The sequence below is a fragment of the Citrobacter sp. GW821-FHT07H02 genome, from assembly GCF_059418505.1.
Genome location: NZ_JBWKPZ010000008.1, coordinates 52,471 through 69,505 on the forward strand (window position 1 = coordinate 52,471; position 17,035 = coordinate 69,505).

The 17,035-nt window shown below is 52.7% G+C and carries 15 protein-coding genes; 6 read left to right on the forward strand and 9 right to left on the reverse strand.

The window, feature by feature from the left end; genetic code table 11:
* Positions 1-135: 135 nt before the first annotated feature.
* The gene (bhsA, locus tag AC07NP_RS10790; protein ID WP_192612485.1) at positions 136-393 is read left to right on the forward strand and encodes a multiple stress resistance protein BhsA; all 258 of its coding nucleotides are present in this window, start codon (positions 136-138) and stop codon (positions 391-393) included.
* Between the two features lie 80 nt (positions 394-473).
* Here the strand turns inward: bhsA and ldtC are convergent, their stop codons facing one another.
* From ldtC to AC07NP_RS10805, 3 genes are all read right to left on the reverse strand, one after another.
* Positions 474-1,439, reverse strand: a complete 966-nt coding sequence (ldtC, locus tag AC07NP_RS10795) for a L,D-transpeptidase LdtC (RefSeq protein WP_494660521.1) — start codon at positions 1,437-1,439, stop codon at positions 474-476.
* A 147-nt stretch (positions 1,440-1,586) separates the two neighbouring features.
* Positions 1,587-5,033, reverse strand: coding sequence for a transcription-repair coupling factor (mfd, locus tag AC07NP_RS10800; RefSeq protein WP_494660472.1), 3,447 nt, complete (start codon positions 5,031-5,033; stop codon positions 1,587-1,589).
* A 128-nt stretch (positions 5,034-5,161) separates the two neighbouring features.
* Positions 5,162-6,235 (reverse strand): acyltransferase family protein, encoded by a 1,074-nt coding sequence (locus AC07NP_RS10805; protein WP_494660473.1) that lies wholly within the window; start codon positions 6,233-6,235, stop codon positions 5,162-5,164.
* A gap of 260 nt (positions 6,236-6,495) precedes the next feature.
* On the opposite strand from AC07NP_RS10805, the gene lolC reads away from it, so the two are divergent.
* The 5 genes from lolC to cobB are packed head-to-tail and all read left to right on the forward strand — an operon-like array spanning position 6,496 to position 11,410.
* The gene (gene lolC, locus AC07NP_RS10810; protein WP_301697353.1) at positions 6,496-7,695 is read left to right on the forward strand and encodes a lipoprotein-releasing ABC transporter permease subunit LolC; all 1,200 of its coding nucleotides are present in this window, start codon (positions 6,496-6,498) and stop codon (positions 7,693-7,695) included.
* The gene (gene lolD, locus AC07NP_RS10815) at positions 7,688-8,389 is read left to right on the forward strand and encodes a lipoprotein-releasing ABC transporter ATP-binding protein LolD (protein ID WP_301697352.1); all 702 of its coding nucleotides are present in this window, start codon (positions 7,688-7,690) and stop codon (positions 8,387-8,389) included. The genes lolC and lolD overlap by 8 nt, the downstream gene beginning before the upstream one ends.
* Positions 8,389-9,633, forward strand: a complete 1,245-nt coding sequence (gene lolE / locus AC07NP_RS10820) for a lipoprotein-releasing ABC transporter permease subunit LolE (RefSeq protein WP_203360934.1) — start codon at positions 8,389-8,391, stop codon at positions 9,631-9,633. The genes lolD and lolE overlap by 1 nt, the downstream gene beginning before the upstream one ends.
* A 28-nt stretch (positions 9,634-9,661) precedes the next feature.
* Positions 9,662-10,573, forward strand: coding sequence for an N-acetylglucosamine kinase (nagK, locus tag AC07NP_RS10825; protein ID WP_494660474.1), 912 nt, complete (start codon positions 9,662-9,664; stop codon positions 10,571-10,573).
* Between the two features lie 15 nt (positions 10,574-10,588).
* Complete coding sequence (cobB, locus tag AC07NP_RS10830; RefSeq protein WP_494660475.1) at positions 10,589-11,410, forward strand: Sir2 family NAD+-dependent deacetylase; 822 nt, start codon at positions 10,589-10,591, stop codon at positions 11,408-11,410.
* A gap of 46 nt (positions 11,411-11,456) precedes the next feature.
* Here cobB and potD read toward each other — a convergent pair whose 3' ends face one another.
* From potD to potA, 6 genes are all read right to left on the reverse strand, one after another.
* Positions 11,457-12,503 (reverse strand): spermidine/putrescine ABC transporter substrate-binding protein PotD, encoded by a 1,047-nt coding sequence (gene potD / locus AC07NP_RS10835; protein ID WP_494660476.1) that lies wholly within the window; start codon positions 12,501-12,503, stop codon positions 11,457-11,459.
* 24 nt (positions 12,504-12,527) lie between these two features.
* Positions 12,528-13,307: a spermidine/putrescine ABC transporter permease PotC gene (gene potC, locus AC07NP_RS10840; RefSeq protein ID WP_192612477.1), complete on the reverse strand. Its 780-nt coding sequence runs from the start codon at positions 13,305-13,307 to the stop codon at positions 12,528-12,530.
* Between the two features lie 235 nt (positions 13,308-13,542).
* A complete protein-coding gene (locus tag AC07NP_RS10845; RefSeq protein ID WP_494660477.1) occupies positions 13,543-13,947 on the reverse strand; it encodes a hypothetical protein in 405 nt (134 codons plus the stop codon).
* A gap of 237 nt (positions 13,948-14,184) precedes the next feature.
* The gene (locus AC07NP_RS10850) at positions 14,185-14,472 is read right to left on the reverse strand and encodes a hypothetical protein (RefSeq protein WP_494660478.1); all 288 of its coding nucleotides are present in this window, start codon (positions 14,470-14,472) and stop codon (positions 14,185-14,187) included.
* Between the two features lie 503 nt (positions 14,473-14,975).
* Complete coding sequence (gene potB, locus AC07NP_RS10855; RefSeq protein WP_494660479.1) at positions 14,976-15,839, reverse strand: spermidine/putrescine ABC transporter permease PotB; 864 nt, start codon at positions 15,837-15,839, stop codon at positions 14,976-14,978.
* Positions 15,823-16,959, reverse strand: a complete 1,137-nt coding sequence (gene potA / locus AC07NP_RS10860; protein WP_162380597.1) for a spermidine/putrescine ABC transporter ATP-binding protein PotA — start codon at positions 16,957-16,959, stop codon at positions 15,823-15,825. Before potA ends, potB begins: the two co-directional genes overlap by 17 nt.
* Positions 16,960-17,035 lie beyond the last annotated feature (76 nt).

A 17,035-nucleotide genomic window follows, 5' to 3' on the forward strand; every position in this document is an offset into this window, starting at 1 on the left:
AAATAAGGCATTTATAATTAAAGTAACGACCATTATAAAAATACATTGACGTGTGACCTGGATCACATCTATGATTTACCTATCGATCGTTAAGTTAATGCTAACGACATCATTCATCTGCTACAGGTCACTATCATGAAAAACGTAAAAACCCTTATCGCTGCCGCTGTTCTGAGCTCACTTTCTTTCGCCAGCTTTGCGGCCGTTGAAGTTCAGGCTACGCCTGCCGGTCAACAAAAAGTGGGCACCATCTCTGCGAATGCAGGGACTAACCTGGGTTCTCTGGAAGATCAACTGGCGCAGAAAGCGGATGAGATGGGGGCGAAATCCTTCCGTATTACTTCCGTTACCGGTCCTAACACTCTTCACGGAACGGCGGTTATTTACAAATAAGCATGACTCCCTCATCAATGCCTGTTTAATTGCCACAAAAAACCCCGCGATGTTTGCGGGGTTTTTTATATGCTGAGTCTCTACATCGCCTGTGGTGTGGCATCCTGATGGCGGGTGACATCCACCGGCATACCGGAACGCACTTCCATAACATGTTCCATGACCGCCGCATCGGTCTGCGCTGAGGCTTTAAATGCCTGCATGGCGCTGTTCAGGTTAATGGGCAATACCTGCGGGTCATCGTTCAGATTCTTCGACAACGGCTGATGCACTTCCACCAGACGCACACCGCCTGGTTCTACAGAGGCTTTGATTGGCGTATTGATGATATTCACTTTTGTCCCAGGCGTGACCTGGCGGAATAATGTCTCAATATCACCGTCACGTAAGCGAATACACCCTGAGCTGACGCGCATGCCGATACCAAAATCGGCATTGGTGCCATGCAGCAGATAAACCCCGCCGTAGGCAGCTAAGCGAATCGCATGATGCCCCATAGGATTATCCGGTCCGGCAGGGACCACGGCAGGGAGGTCAACCCCTTGCGCTTTGTAACGGGCGCGAATATTCGCCGTCGGAGTCCAGGTAGGATTGGCGCGTTTGTCAGAGATGGTTGTCACCATCGTTGGCGTCAGCGTATCGCCGCCTAACTGACCGATACCGATCGGGTAGACGGTGACCACGTTTTTCCCCGGCGGGTAATAGTACAGACGTAACTCTGCCAGGTTGATAACGATCCCTTCGCGCGGCGCGTCTGGCAGGAGGGTTTGCAACGGAATAGTCAGTACGCTGCCCGCGCGTGGAACATAAGGATCAACGCCTGGGTTGGCCTGTAGCAACGCCAGAAAACCGACGTTGTATTTCTTCGCGATCGATTCCAGCGAGCCGCCGTTGTTTTCAACGACGTGATATTTGTTTTCGCCCACCAGCTTGCTGCCCGCCGGAGGCAGTGGCCAGGTGTTCGCTTTGGCAGGCAGCGCAACCGCCTCGGTCGCGGCGAGGGCACAAAATGCCAGCCAGCGAGAAAAACGCATGTGTAATCTCATCACTATAAATCCATGTAAATCACAGGGTTATTGTTGCGATAACGTAAACGAGGATTATGACGGCTGGCTATGTCGGGAAGTGCAGGGAAATGCAAAGAGTTTGTAAATCCTGCGCCGGGTGAAGATTGACCTCACCCGGCACAGTGATTACGCGACGGCGTTTTCTTCCAGTTGCCGCATGAACTGACGTACCCATTCGATGCGGGTTTTACGTTCTCCCAGTTCCTGAATAAACTTCAGTCGGGTTGGCCCGTCCAGACGGAAGTGCTGCGGTTGTTTCTGCAACAGACCGATAAGCCAGACCGGGTTGACGTGGTTTTTCTCAGCGAACTCGATGATGCCGCCTTTCTCGTTGCCTTCCAGCTTTTTAATGCCGAGTTTTTGCGCCTGCTGGCGCAGACGGGCAATCTCCAGCAGCGTGCGGGCGGGATCAGGCAACAGCCCAAAGCGGTCGATCAGTTCGACTTTTATCTCTTCCAGTTCGTTTTCGCTTTTCGCACTGGCGATACGCTTGTAGAACGAGAGACGGGTGTTCACATCCGGGATAAAATCATCCGGCAACAGCGACGGCATACGCAGTTCGACTTCTGTCTGTTGGCTGGTAAGGTCTTCCAGCGACGGTTCGCGCCCGGCTTTCAGTGCATCGACGGCGTTTTCCAGCAGTTCCATATACAGCGAGAAACCGATGGTTTCCATCGAGCCGCTCTGGTCTTCGCCGAGTAATTCCCCCGCGCCACGAATTTCGAGATCATGCGTTGCCAGCGCGAAGCCCGCCCCCAGATCCTCAAGCGACGCGATGGCCTCAAGGCGTTTTTGCGCATCGGTGGTCATGGCTTTTGGATGCGGCGTCAGCAGCCAGGCGTACGCCTGATGGTGCGAGCGACCAACACGGCCACGCAACTGGTGTAATTGCGCCAGACCGAAGTGATCGGCGCGTTCGATAATGATGGTGTTGGCGGTGGGAATGTCGATCCCGGTTTCGATAATCGTGGTACAGACCAGGACGTTAAAGCGCTGATGGTGGAAGTCATTCATCACGCGTTCCAGTTCACGTTCGCGCATCTGTCCGTGCCCAATCGCGATACGCGCTTCGGGCACCAGTTCCGCCAGCCGGTCCGCCGTTTTCTGAATATTTTCCACATCGTTGAACAGGTAATACACCTGGCCTCCACGCAACACCTCACGCAGGATCGCCTCACGCACCACCAGATTGTCGTATTCACGGACAAAGGTTTTGACCGCCAGACGACGGGCGGGCGGGGTGGCAATGATAGAGAGATCGCGCATACCGCTCATCGCCATATTCAGCGTACGTGGGATCGGCGTTGCCGTCAGCGTCAGAATGTCTACATCGGCGCGCATGGCCTTAATGCGCTCTTTGTGACGGACACCAAAACGGTGCTCTTCGTCGACAATCAACAGGCCTAAATCTTTCAGTTTTACATCGCTTTGCAGCAGTTTGTGGGTGCCGATCAAAATATCGATCTTACCTTCGGCGACCTGCTCAAGGATTTGCGTCTGCTCTTTGGCGCTACGGAAGCGAGAGAGCATTTCAATACGCACCGGCCAGTTGGCAAAGCGATCGCGGAAGTTGTCGAAATGCTGCTGGGCAAGCAGGGTGGTGGGGACCAGTACCGCCACCTGTTTGTGGTTTTCCACCGCCAGAAACGCAGCGCGCATGGCCACTTCGGTTTTACCAAAACCGACATCACCGCAGACTAAACGGTCCATCGCCAGCGGCTGGCACATATCACTGAGGACCGCGTTGATGGCTTGCGCCTGGTCAGGCGTGGTTTCAAACGGGAAGCTGTCGCAGAATAACTGGTATTGCTCACGATCGTGCTTAAAGGCGAAGCCCTCTTTAGCGGCGCGTTGGGCATAAATATCCAGCAACTCTGCCGCCACATCGCGTACTTTTTCCGCCGCTTTCTGCCTGGCGCGCGACCACGCGTCACCGCCCAGTTTATGCAGCGGCGCATTGTCTTCCGCACCGCCTGCGTAACGGCTGATCAGGTGCAACGACGACACCGGAACATACAATTTGGCGTCATTGGCGTAGGTGAGCATCAGATATTCAGCGGTGATGCCGCCAGCTTCCAGCGTGGTCATACCGGCATAGCGACCGACGCCATGCTCAAGGTGGACGACAGGCTGACCCGGATGCAACTCCGCCAGGTTGCGGATCAGCGTATCCGGGTTGATAGTCCGGCGGGTATCCTGGCGACGCCGCGCGACGCGCTCGCCGAGCAGATCGCTTTCGCAGATCAGCGCCAGATTACGCTGGGTGTCGACAAATCCATGTTCCGCCGCGCCAATCATCAGGTAGCGACCTGAATCGCTCGCTTCATCCAGACGTAAAATTCGCTTAGGCGCAATCTTGATGCGGGCAAGCAGTTCACCGAGGGCTTCCCGGCGACCTTCGCTTTCTACGGAGAAAATGACCGGACCGGTAAAGGCTTCCAGAAACTTACGCAGGGCATCCAGCGGGGCTTTGTGCTGCGCCTGCACCGCCAGGTCGGGAAGTTTCTGGAAACCCAGATTGGTATTGGCGGCTTTTTCCGGCAGATGTTCGGTTTTGAGTTGTACCCGGGGCCAACGTTTAAGCTCGGAAAAGAGTTCATCAACGCGTAGCCAGAGCGATTCCGGCGGCAAAAGCGGACGCATGGGGTCAACGCCGCGATTTTCGAAACGTGACAGGGTATCGGCCTGGAAGCGCTCGGCGCTGTTTTCCAGGTTCCCGGTGTTCACCAGTAGCGTATTCGCCGGAAAGTAGCTAAACAACGGCGGCAGCGGCTCGCTGAAAAACAGCGGCTGCCAGTATTCGATTCCCGCCGGTAACGTGCCTTTGCTGACCTGCTGATAAATATGTTCAGGGTCGCGCTTCACCTCAAAGGTGTCGCGCCACTGGCTACGGAACAACTCAATGGCCGCTTTGTCCGTCGGGAATTCGTGCGCAGGCAACAGGTTAATCGCCGCAACTTCTTCCAGCGTACGTTGGGTGTCGCTGTCGAACAGACGCAGGCTGTCAATCTCATCATCAAAGAAATCGAGACGGTAAGGCTGCTCGCTGCCCATCGGGAACAGATCCAGTAACGCGCCGCGGGTGGCGTATTCTCCGTGCTCCATAACCTGATCAACATGACGATACCCGGCGCTCTCCAGCTGCGCGCGTAAGGCATCGCGCGACAACTGCTGGCCTTTTTTCATCACCAGCGCGTGACCATGCAGATAATTGTGTGGGCAGACGCGCTGCATCAGGGTATTGACCGGCACAATCAATACACCGCGTTGCATCGACGGGAGCTGATACAGCGTGGAGAGACGCGAGGAGATGATCTCCTGGTGCGGCGAAAAACTGTCGTAGGGGAGCGTTTCCCAGTCTGCCAGATTCATCACCATCTGATCGGTGAACTGGCTAATTTCATCATGCAGGCGCAGGGCATTCTGCATATCCGGCGCAATGAGCACGATGGGGCCCGCGTGGCGCTCGGCAATCTCCGCGACCTGTGTGGCGCAAGCAGCGCCGGTAAGCTCACCCAACTGGCGCTGATCGCCGGCTTTCGTCGGCAGAGTATAACGTTGTTGTTCAGGCATTCGGTTGTCAGGATCTCTTTTGGGTATACACCACACTATGGGGGCATATGACTGATAAGCAATGCTCTTTATTATCCTTGATCAACACTCATTAGCAAATGATTCGCCCCCGTACAGGGGCGAAAAACTTACGCGGACGGGCTCGTGACGGCCTGGCGGGAAGGGGGAGAAAAGAAGAGATCGGCGAAGACCTTCTGCGATACAGTGCGCACGGCAAGTCCCGCCAGAGTACAAAGCAGCAGACTGAGGAAGGGATAGACCAGCAACAGCGCGAACTCAATCTGAGGCGACCATGACGCCTGATTCAGTTTGGGCGTCAGGGTTAAGCTGAACGCTTCAACCAGAATACGGTGGGTGGTGTAGATAGCAATGGTGTTAGAGCCAATGATGTTGAGCAGACCGGAAGAACGCATGCCGTAACGCTGCTCGAACTGATAAAACGTTTTCATGATCAGTACGATTGAAACAAATGAAAGAAGCAATGCGATGTTTGCCAGCCATGCGGCAACAGCCACTACCGCGAGGGTCAGCATGGCAACAGGATGACGCCGTAGCGGCGTCTGTTTTATGCCCGTCATGAGCGACCCGCCAAACCAGGCACCGAGGCTGTACCAGGGGAGATTGCGGATAACGCTGTTCATCCCCCACCACGGTGTCGGGAGAAAATTGATAGTGACGCTCAGTACGACAAAGACGGCAAACAGCGGTTTTGCCCAGCGGGTGAAGAGTTTACACAGGACAAAATAGACCATCAGCGCATACAGATACCACAGGCTGGTACTGGCGGTGAGCATCCCGTGCAGAAACGCGTTTACGCTGGTGGCGTAGGCTGCATTTGCGCTACTGCTGATATCCCGGTCAGGCGCCAGCCAGTGATTGAGCGAGGTTAATGCCAGCCATTGCACTACGCCCCACAGCGCGAGGACCCACAGAATACTCCAGATGCGTTTTTCCACGCACGCCTTCCAGGGGACCGCATCAATATAGCGGCGGATCAAATACCCCGAAATAAAGAAAAAAACGGGCATACGAAACGGCGCAAGGTAGAGATTGAAATAGATCCAACATTTAGACAGCACCTGCGAAAAGGGATGCTGGAAGGTGGTGAGGTGAGGGTAGAAGGTGATTACCGAGTGATAGACTACCACCAGACAAATACATAACCCTTTGATTTGGTTAATCCATAATTCTTTTTGTTTCATAAAAACGGCCTGCCCGTAGTGTTCGACGTAGCCTACGATCCTGCGGGTCATGCGCGTTGCTGTAATGCGTAACAATCTGCTTTTTATATTTTTAAGATAAAGATCAGGTCAGGATGAGGGCGCGGAGTGGGTCACTTTAGTAAGTTGATTTGTGGATACTTTTAGGAATAACACTGACGAACACTTGCGGTTCAGTCATTTACCCATTCCGCTTTCGCTTATATACTCGTGACTTTGCTAACCGCAACCAGACGGATTTCATGTATCAACCTGTCGCTCTATTCATCGGCCTGCGCTACATGCGTGGGCGTGCAGCAGATCGCTTCGGTCGCTTTGTCTCCTGGCTCTCCACCATTGGCATTACCCTTGGGGTGATGGCGCTGGTGACGGTATTGTCGGTCATGAACGGTTTTGAACGTGAACTGCAAAACAATATTCTTGGCCTGATGCCTCAGGCAATTCTCTCGTCTGAGCAGGGTTCCCTTAATCCTCAGCAGTTACCGGAAAAAGCCGTTGCCTTAAACGGCGTGAATCGTATTGCGCCTCTGACGACGGGCGATGTCGTCCTGCAAAGTGCGCGCAGTGTGGCGGTTGGGGTCATGCTGGGTATCGATCCGGCGCAAAAAGATCCGTTAACGCCGTATCTGGTCAATGTGAAGCAAACCTCCCTCGAAGCGGGCAAGTATAATGTCATCCTTGGCGAACAGCTCGCCGGGCAGTTGGGGGTGAATCGCGGCGATCAAATTCGCGTGATGGTGCCTTCCGCCAGCCAGTTTACCCCGATGGGACGGCTGCCAAGCCAGCGCTTATTTACGGTGATTGGCACGTTCGCGGCGAATAGCGAGGTCGATGGCTACCAGATGCTGGTCAATATTCAGGATGCCTCGCGTTTGATGCGCTATCCGGCAGGGAATATCACCGGCTGGCGTTTGTGGCTGAACGAACCGCTGAAAGTCGACACCCTCAGCCAGCAAACATTGCCGGCAGGGACAAAATGGCAGGACTGGCGTGAGCGCAAAGGCGAACTGTTCCAGGCGGTAAGAATGGAAAAGAACATGATGGGGCTGTTGTTAAGCCTGATCGTGGCGGTCGCCGCATTCAACATTATTACTTCGCTGGGCTTGATGGTGATGGAGAAGCAAGGGGAAGTGGCTATTTTGCAAACGCAGGGGCTGACGCCGCGCCAAATCATGATGGTCTTTATGGTTCAGGGCGCGAGTGCCGGTATTATCGGCGCGCTGCTGGGGGCTGCGTTGGGCGCATTACTGGCCAGTCAGTTGAATAATCTGATGCCGGTGATTGGCGCGATCCTGGACGGCGCCGCGCTGCCTGTGGCCATTGAACCGCTGCAGGTTATTGTCATCGCGCTGGTGGCAATGGCTATCGCACTGCTTTCTACGCTTTATCCTTCCTGGCGCGCTGCCGCCACTCAACCCGCTGAGGCTTTACGTTATGAATAAGATCCTGTTGCAATGCGACAACCTGTGCAAACGCTATCAGGAAGGCACTGTGCAAACCGACGTGCTGCATGATGTCAGTTTTAGCGTAGGCGAAGGCGAAATGATGGCGATCGTGGGCAGCTCCGGTTCGGGTAAAAGTACCTTGCTGCATCTGCTGGGCGGACTGGATACGCCGACCTCGGGCGATGTGATATTTAGCGGCCAACCGATGAGTAAACTCTCCTCGACCGCAAAAGCGGAGTTGCGCAATCAAAAACTCGGTTTTATCTATCAGTTCCACCATCTGCTGCCGGATTTCAGCGCGCTGGAAAACGTTGCCATGCCGTTGCTGATCGGCAAAAAGAAACCGGCGGAAATTAGCGAACGTGCGCGTGAAATGCTCAAAGCCGTGGGGCTGGATCATCGCGCCAGCCACCGTCCTTCTGAGCTTTCCGGCGGCGAGCGCCAGCGTGTGGCGATTGCGCGTGCGCTGGTCAACAACCCGCGGCTGGTACTGGCGGATGAACCCACGGGGAACCTGGATGCGCGTAACGCCGACAGTATTTTCCAGCTTTTGGGCGAGTTGAATCGTTCACAGGGCACCGCATTTTTGGTCGTCACCCACGACCTGCAACTGGCGAAACGGATGAACCGTCAGCTTGAGATGCGCGACGGTCGCCTGACGGCGGAATTGAGCCTGATGGGAGCAGAGTAATGGCGTCGCCTTTATCGTTATTGATTGGGCTGCGTTTTAGCCGTGGTCGTCGGCGTGGCGGAATGGTCTCGCTGATCTCTGTGATTTCTACGATCGGCATTGCGCTGGGGGTGGCGGTGCTGATCGTCGGTTTAAGCGCGATGAACGGTTTTGAACGTGAGCTGAATAACCGTATTCTGGCAGTGGTTCCGCACGGTGAAATTGAAGCGGTTAATCAGCCGTGGACCAACTGGCGCGACGCGCTGGAAAACGTACAGAAGGTGCCGGGCATTGCGGCGGCAGCACCCTACATCAACTTTACCGGACTGGTGGAGAGCGGCGCTAATCTGCGCGCTATTCAGGTGAAAGGTGTCGATCCTAAACAGGAACAGCAACTGAGCGCGCTTCCCTCGTTTGTGCAAAACCATGCCTGGGATAACTTTAAGGCCGGTGAACAGCAAATTATCATCGGCAAAGGCGTGGCAGATGCCCTGAAAGTCAAACAGGGCGACTGGGTTTCGATCATGATCCCAAATTCAAATGCGGATCATAAACTGATGCAGCCCAAACGCGTGCGTCTGCATGTCGCGGGGATTTTGCAACTGAGCGGCCAGCTGGATCACAGTTTCGCGATGATCCCGATGACCGATGCTCAACAGTATCTGGAGATGGGATCCAGTGTTTCGGGTATTGCGATCAAAGTTAACGATGTCTTTAACGCCAACAAACTGGTGCGTGACGCGGGCGAAGTCACCAATAGCTATGTTTACATTAAAAGCTGGATTGGGACTTACGGCTATATGTACCGCGATATTCAGATGATCCGCGCCATTATGTATCTGGCGATGGTGCTGGTGATCGGCGTGGCCTGTTTTAATATCGTCTCGACTTTAGTGATGGCGGTAAAAGACAAGAGTGGCGATATTGCCGTATTAAGAACACTGGGCGCCAAAGACGGTTTGATTCGTGCCATTTTCGTCTGGTATGGACTGCTGGCGGGGCTGTTTGGCAGCCTGTGTGGGGTGGTTATCGGTGTTGTCGTTTCATTGCAACTGACCCCCATCATCGAAGGTATTGAGACGATTATCGGCCATCAGTTCTTGTCCGGGGATATCTATTTTATCGACTTCCTGCCATCCGAATTACACTGGCTGGATGTCCTTTACGTACTGGTCACGGCATTGTTGCTGAGTTTGTTAGCCAGTTGGTATCCGGCGCGGCGCGCCAGTAATATCGATCCAGCGAGAGTTCTCAGCGGCCAGTAACTGCGGTACACAGAAACAAGGAGCGGCGATGTATTACGGGTTTGACATTGGCGGGACCAAAATTGCGTTAGGCGTGTTTGATAACAAACGGCATTTGCAGTGGGAAAAGCGTGTGCCAACCCCCCGCGACAGCTATGAGGCTTTTCTGGATGCGGTGTGTGATTTGGTCGCTGAGGCCGATGCGCGATTTGGCGAGAAAGGCAGCGTCGGCATCGGTATTCCCGGTATGCCTGAGACGGCGGACGGTACGCTGTACGCCGCCAATGTGCCTGCCGCCAGCGGCAAACCTTTACGTGCCGATCTCAGCGCTCGCCTGGATCGTGATGTTCGCCTGGATAACGACGCCAACTGTTTTGCCCTCTCCGAAGCCTGGGACGATGAGTTTACGCAGTATCCGCTGGTGATGGGGCTGATCCTCGGCACCGGTGTCGGCGGCGGTCTGATCATCAATGGAAAATCGATCGCCGGACACAGCTACATTACCGGTGAATTTGGTCATATCCGTTTACCGGTGGATGCACTCACGCTGATGGGTTTTGACTTCCCATTACGCCGCTGTGGTTGTGGGCAACTGGGCTGTATCGAAAACTATCTTTCCGGCCGTGGATTTGCATGGCTGTATCAGCATTACTATCATCAACCTTTGCAGGCTCCTGAAATCATTGCGCTGTGGGAGCAGGGTGATGTTCAGGCGCGAGCCCACGTTGAACGCTATCTGGATTTATTAGCGGTCTGTCTGGGCAATATCCTGACTATTGTCGATCCCGACCTGGTCGTGATCGGCGGCGGTTTATCGAATTTCACAGCGATAACAACGCAGTTGGCGGACCGATTGCCACAACATCTCTTGCCCGTCGCCCGGGTGCCGCGTATTGAACGAGCACGACATGGGGATGCGGGGGGAATGCGCGGCGCCGCCTTCTTACATCTTACCGACTAATCAAAAGAGGTTGTTATGCAGTCGCGTCGGGGTCATCGATTAACTCGTTTTCGTAAAAACAAACGCCATTTACGCGAACGCCTGCGTCAACGGATCTTTTTCAGAGACAGAGTGGTGCCGGAAGTGATGGAAAAACCAAGAGTATTAGTACTTACAGGGGCAGGGATCTCAGCAGAATCCGGCATTCGTACGTTTCGTGCGGCCGATGGTCTCTGGGAAGAGCATCGCGTGGAAGATGTGGCGACCCCGGAAGGATTTGCGCGCAACCCTACACTGGTCCAGTCATTTTATAACGCGCGTCGACAGCAACTGCAGCAACCCGAAATTGAGCCGAATGCGGCGCATATTGCACTGGCAAAACTGGAAGAAGCCCTCGGTGAGAACTTCTTACTGGTGACGCAGAATATCGACAATCTTCATGAGCGTGCGGGCAGCGAGAATATTATCCACATGCATGGTGAGTTGTTGAAGGTGCGCTGTTCCCAGAGCGGGCAGATCCTGGAGTGGACAGGCGATGTCACCCCCGACGATAAGTGTCACTGTTGCCAGTTCCCGGCGCCGTTGCGCCCGCATGTGGTGTGGTTTGGCGAAATGCCGCTGGGGATGGATGACATCTACATGGCGCTGGCAATGGCGGATATTTTTATCGCGATTGGCACCTCGGGGCATGTTTATCCGGCGGCGGGTTTTGTCCATGAAGCGCGACTGCACGGCGCACATACGATCGAACTGAACCTTGAACCGAGCCAGGTCGGCAGCGAATTTGAAGAGAAGTATTACGGCCCGGCGAGTCAGGTGGTGCCGGAGTTTGTCGAGAAGTTGTTGAAAGGCTTGTAAAATAAAAGGCCCGGTTCGCACTGCGACATCGGGCCTTCCTGCTGAATTAGCGTCCTGCTTTCAGCTTCTGGTAATACTCTTCATAAATGGCGCTGGCCGCACCGACGTCATTCTGCCATTCCCCTTTTTTGATTGTTTCTGCATCAGGGTACAGCGTTTTGTCGTTGGCGACGTCCGGGCTTAACAGTTTACGGGCCGCCAGGTTAGGCGTCGGATAACCGATAGTTTCCGCCACTTGTTTCGCGACATCCGGGCGCAGCAGGAAGTTAATCAGTTTCAGCGCGCCTTCTTTGTTTTTGGCGTTTGCCGGAATCGACAGGCTGTCCATCCAGAAGATCCCGCCTTCTTTCGGCCAGACCACCTCCAGCGGTGTACCGGCCTGACGCGCAACCCAGGCAGAGCCGTTCCACACCATTCCCAGATTCACTTCGCCTTCCATATACGGGTTAGCCGGGTTGTCAGAGTTAAACGCCGCCACGTTTGGCATCAGCTTTTTCAGCTCGTTGTAGGCCGCTTCAATCTCTTTCGGATCGGTTGTGTTACCTGAATAACCCAGTTTACGCAGCGCCACCTGGAACACTTCACGCGCATCATCCGTCAGCAACAGACTGCCTTTGTACTCCGGCTTCCACAGGTCGGCCCAGCTGGTGACGGTTTTCGGGTCGATCGTCTCACTGTTGACGCCAATCGCCGTGGCACCCCAAATGTAAGGGATAGAGTAGTCGTTGTTCGGGTCAAACGGCTTGTTGAGCATCTCAGGGTCGAGATTGTTGAAGTTGGTTAACGCCGACTTGTCGATCTTCTGGATCATGCCCTCTTTGCGCATTTTGTCGACGTAGTAGGTGGAAGGAACCACCAGGTCGTAGGCACCGTCTTTGTACGTTTTGAGCTTGGCGTACATGGTCTCATTCGACTCGTAGGTCGAATAGATAACCTTAATACCGGTCTCTTCGGTGAACTGCTCAAGCAGTCCTGGCGGAACATACTCGGTCCAGTTGTAGAAATAGAGCGTGTTGTTATCTTTGGCGTGAGCTGCGCTCATACCCAGTGCCAGAGCACCCGCGGCAAGCAGGTGGCGTGACCATTTGTTCATTTAACGTCCCCTGAATTACGGACCTTAACGGCCCTTCGTTTTATCACGAGCAATAAGCTGGCTGGCAATCACCATCACCAGCGACAGAACTAACAATATTGTTGCCAGCGCATTCACCTCGGGTGATACGCCCACTTTCACCATCGAATAGATCTTCAACGGTAAAATTTCATAGCCAGGTCCGGTGACAAATGACGACACCACGACGTCATCCATCGACAAGGTAAAACTCAGCAACCAACCCGCCGCCACGGCGGGCATGGCCAACGGTAAAATGATCTTGCGCAGAATAGTGACTTCGCTGGCGCCCAGATCTTTTGCCGCTTCCAGCATCCGTACATCAAAGCCTTTCAGACGTGAATAGACAGTCACGACGACAAATGGCAGACAGAACGTGATGTGGGAGAAGAGCAGCGACCAGAACCCCAGTTGAATGCCAAGCAGCATAAACAGCACCAGCAGGGAGATGGCCATGACGATGTCCGGTGACATCATGACGACAAACAGCATACCGCTGACGAAGGGTTTGCCGCGAAAGCGGTAGCGATACAGTGCGACGGCAGTGAGTGAGCCAATGAGCGTGGCAAAGGTTGCCGAGACAACGGCCATCGTGAGTGAATGCTGTGCAGCCTGAAGCAGACTGTCGTTGTTGAGCAATAAGCTGTACCAGTTAGTGGTAAACCCTTGCCAGTTGATGCCAAAGCGCGAGCTGTTAAAGGAGTTCACAATCAAGATGATGATTGGAATATACAGATAAGCATAAATGGTGGTCATAAAACCACCGCGAAGCAGTCTACCGATCATTCGAGACCCACCTCCTTGCGTTGCAGAAGGGACAGTTTCAGAGTATTGAAATTATTCAATTTTTCCTTTATCTCCAAAATATCTCCAAAACTCGTTGATTAAATAGCGCGCAAAAAAACGCGGCCATCACATGAGGCCGCGCATTTTACAACAATTTTCCTGGCTATCGGGAAAAAATGGCTGATTTAATGACGGGCGTTATACGTTTTGCCCACCAATACAGCCGGATGGAGGATTACTGTACGATGACCCCCATCACCATCCCGTTACTCTGGTTCATATCAAACCTGGCGGTAAAGCCGGATTTGCGCCAGTGGGTGCGTTCTTCGTTTTGCGATTGCCATCCCTGGGACTCCATGTAATCGACCGCTTCCCCCTGATACTTTCCTGCAATGTGGCGATCAATTGTGCGGGCGACGTCAGCCGCGGCGTCGGGGTCTGCCTGGTGGTGGCGGTTCGCTTGTGCGGCATTCTGTTGCTTAGAATGATGAGGGTTGCATGTTCCGTTTGTTTCACTAACCTGTGTACAACCCGAACTTTCCAGCTGTGCCCGATAAGACTCACTGATAGCAAAAGCACTATGAAAATAGAGTCCGCCGAACACCATAATGAGTGCTGCTGTAATATTTTTACTTTTCATATTTTTAACTCTCAATTTTTTACCTGCCAAAATAAAAATAACATCAGAGTTATTCGTTTTCGGCAGTGCTAATATTTGTATCGCTCAGCAAAATATTATGCCGGGATTTTTATTACATACGACTTACACAAATAACACGCTGACTGGCAAGGAGATAAAAGGGTAATGCAGGCAGGCGTTTTTCCTGCAAGCTCAGTATTTTATTCCCTGTGAGAGGGTGAACCTCGTTTAACGCCATTAATACCAGCAGCGGGAACCATTATCGGCCTGGCTTGCATCGGGAATGTCTGCACATGCGGGTAGTGTGATGCCATCGCGGGTAATCATGTTTTTATCCTGATGGTGATGTTTGTGGTGGCGCTGCGGGTTATTACCACAGGTTCCATTGGCATCTTCTACCTGCGTACAGCCTTGCTGCTCAAGGTTTTTGGCATACCCATTGTGGCCTTGCGGCGGTGCAATAACACACCCGGATAACAAGACTGACAAACTACCGATAGCTAACAGCATTGATACTTTATTCATTATTTTACTCTCAGGTTATATGACTCAGAAAACTATCTCCTTCCTGTGTTTTTTACGCAGTGGTTGTACTTGCATCCCTATGCAAAGATAGCTTTATGAGTGGTCTGATGAGATTATTCTATTAAAGTTGTCGGTTGTTCAATAAATAAATATAGCATTATATGTTTTTTTAAATTCTTGTTTTACCACGTCATTATTCCCATAGCGGCTATTGTGTTATCGGCTTGTTTTAAGGATATTGGTTTTTGGTATGCAGCAGTTAATTTTTACTGTTAATTAATTGAGGGGCGGTTTTAATAATTATATGGGAATCGTCTTATGTCGAAAGTGGAATTATCCAGAGGCTGTGCATAATAGTGTTTAACAATTTCGGATGAAACCTGGTAAATAGATAAAATAGTGAACGGCAAGTCAGTGTGGCAATAGAAGGTGAGTGAGCAATAAAAAACCGGCGACCTTACGGTGCCGGTTTTTGCCATCATCAATGCAATGAACGTGGCGGTTTAATCGCTGAGTTCGCTTGCTTTTCTGTTCAGCAGACGCGATGCACGCCAGTAAACCAGCAGCATCAGCCCCATCACAATGGTCAGCGTAATGCTGGTGGCGGCGCCAAACGGCCAGTCGCGAATGTTCAGGAACTGCACCTTAATGACGTTACCAATCAGCAGGTTTTTGGCGCCCCCCATCAGGTCTGAGACGTAGAACAGTCCCATCGCGGGTAACATCACCAGCAGACAGCCCGCGATAATCCCCGGCATGGTCAGCGGAATGATAATGCGGATAAAGGTCTGCAACTTGCTGGCACCCAAATCACGCGCCGCTTCTAACAGTGGCTTATCCAGTTTTTCAATGCTGGAGTAGAGCGGCATCACCATAAACGGCAACAGGATATAGACCAGACCAATAATGACGGCGCTGGGGGTAAACATGATGCGAATCGGCGCATCGATAACACCCAGCCAGAGCAGGAACTCGTTGAGATAGCCTTTGGTGCTAAGAAAAATTTTCAGCCCGTAGATGCGGATCAGTGAGTTAGTCCAGAACGGAACGATCAACAAGAACAGCAATAGCGGACGGACTTTTTCCGGCAATTTTGCCAGAAACCAGGCGAACGGATAACCGAGAACCAGACAGGCGAGGGTGGCAATCAACGCCATATTGAGCGAGTGCAGCAGCACCTCAAAATAGAGCGGATCGAACAGACGCGCGTAGTTTTCCAGCGTAAAGACCATTTTGACGAAATTAGCGTCATCGCGGGTCAAGAAACTGGTACCAATGATCATCAGGTTGGGCAAAAAGACAAACAACACAAGCCAACCGACGATGGTGACAATCACCACATTCTGGAACTTACTCGTGTTCTTCATCAGCCAGTACGACCTCCCAGCTTTCTACCCAATTGATGGCCATTTTTTGGTCGAGCGAGTGATCAAAATCGGGATCGTCTTCATTGAAGAATTCGCTCACCATCACCATTTTGCCGTTTTCCAGCTCGACGACCGATTCCAGCGTCATCCCTTTGTAGTTGCGCTCGCGAACGTAACCAATCAGACCTTCAATGTGGTTGTCGTCATTGATTTCATCAACGCGCAGGTCTTCCGGGCGCAGCAAGACATGTAACTTTTGCCCTGGGACAACCGCAAAATTGACGTAAATGTTGCATTCACGACCTTCCACATTTGCACGAACGCGCTGCTCGTCAAGACGCTCAATCACGGTGGCGTTGAACATATTGATCTCGCCGATAAAACCGGCCACGAAGAGGTTTTTCGGTTCTTCGTAGATCTCGCGCGGGGTGCCGTCCTGTTCAATAACACCGTCGCGCATCACCACGATACGGTCAGACATGGTCAACGCTTCTTCTTGATCGTGGGTAACGAACACAAAAGTGATGCCGAGTTTACGCTGCAACGCTTTCAGTTCGTTCTGCATCTGCTTGCGCAACTTGTAATCCAGCGCTGACAGTGATTCGTCCAGCAGAAGCAAGCGCGGTTTGTTCACCACGGCACGGGCGATCGCCACGCGTTGTTGTTGTCCGCCGGAGAGTTGATGCGGCTTACGCTGGGCAAATTCTTCGAGTTGCACCATGCGCAGTGCGTCGGTAACGCGGGGTGTGATTTCGGCGGCGGGGGTTTTCTGCATGCGTAATCCGAAAGCCACGTTTTCAAACACCGTCATGTGAGGGAATAACGCATAACTTTGGAATACCGTATTCACATAGCGGTTTTCCGCCGGAACATCGGTAATGTCCTGGTTATCCAGCATGATATGACCGGAATCCACATTTTCCAGACCGGCAATCAGGCGTAGAACGGTTGTTTTACCGCAGCCAGAGGGGCCAAGCAGCGTGAGAAATTCACCATTATTAATGGTCAAATTCAGGTTAGAAATGACCTCTTTGCCATCAAAACTTTTGCGAATTCCCGCCAATTGCACCAGCGGTGAAAGCGAACGCGGTTGTTTATTCAATTTTTTACTCTGTCCCATGTAGACGCAACGGATGGCTGACCGATGCGGGGTTTGTGGTTGACCACCTTGGTGACTCTTAATGAGGGCGGTTATT

Coding starts and splice junctions, on each gene's coding strand:
- bhsA (WP_192612485.1), top strand. CDS start 136: ATGAAAAACGTAAAAACCCTTATCGCTGCCGCTGTTCTGAGCTCACTT.
- ldtC (WP_494660521.1), bottom strand. CDS start 1,439: ATGAGATTACACATGCGTTTTTCTCGCTGGCTGGCATTTTGTGCCCTC.
- mfd (WP_494660472.1), bottom strand. CDS start 5,033: ATGCCTGAACAACAACGTTATACTCTGCCGACGAAAGCCGGCGATCAG.
- AC07NP_RS10805 (WP_494660473.1), bottom strand. CDS start 6,235: ATGAAACAAAAAGAATTATGGATTAACCAAATCAAAGGGTTATGTATT.
- lolC (WP_301697353.1), top strand. CDS start 6,496: ATGTATCAACCTGTCGCTCTATTCATCGGCCTGCGCTACATGCGTGGG.
- lolD (WP_301697352.1), top strand. CDS start 7,688: ATGAATAAGATCCTGTTGCAATGCGACAACCTGTGCAAACGCTATCAG.
- lolE (WP_203360934.1), top strand. CDS start 8,389: ATGGCGTCGCCTTTATCGTTATTGATTGGGCTGCGTTTTAGCCGTGGT.
- nagK (WP_494660474.1), top strand. CDS start 9,662: ATGTATTACGGGTTTGACATTGGCGGGACCAAAATTGCGTTAGGCGTG.
- cobB (WP_494660475.1), top strand. CDS start 10,589: ATGCAGTCGCGTCGGGGTCATCGATTAACTCGTTTTCGTAAAAACAAA.
- potD (WP_494660476.1), bottom strand. CDS start 12,503: ATGAACAAATGGTCACGCCACCTGCTTGCCGCGGGTGCTCTGGCACTG.
- potC (WP_192612477.1), bottom strand. CDS start 13,307: ATGATCGGTAGACTGCTTCGCGGTGGTTTTATGACCACCATTTATGCT.
- AC07NP_RS10845 (WP_494660477.1), bottom strand. CDS start 13,947: ATGAAAAGTAAAAATATTACAGCAGCACTCATTATGGTGTTCGGCGGA.
- AC07NP_RS10850 (WP_494660478.1), bottom strand. CDS start 14,472: ATGAATAAAGTATCAATGCTGTTAGCTATCGGTAGTTTGTCAGTCTTG.
- potB (WP_494660479.1), bottom strand. CDS start 15,839: ATGAAGAACACGAGTAAGTTCCAGAATGTGGTGATTGTCACCATCGTC.
- potA (WP_162380597.1), bottom strand. CDS start 16,959: ATGGGACAGAGTAAAAAATTGAATAAACAACCGCGTTCGCTTTCACCG.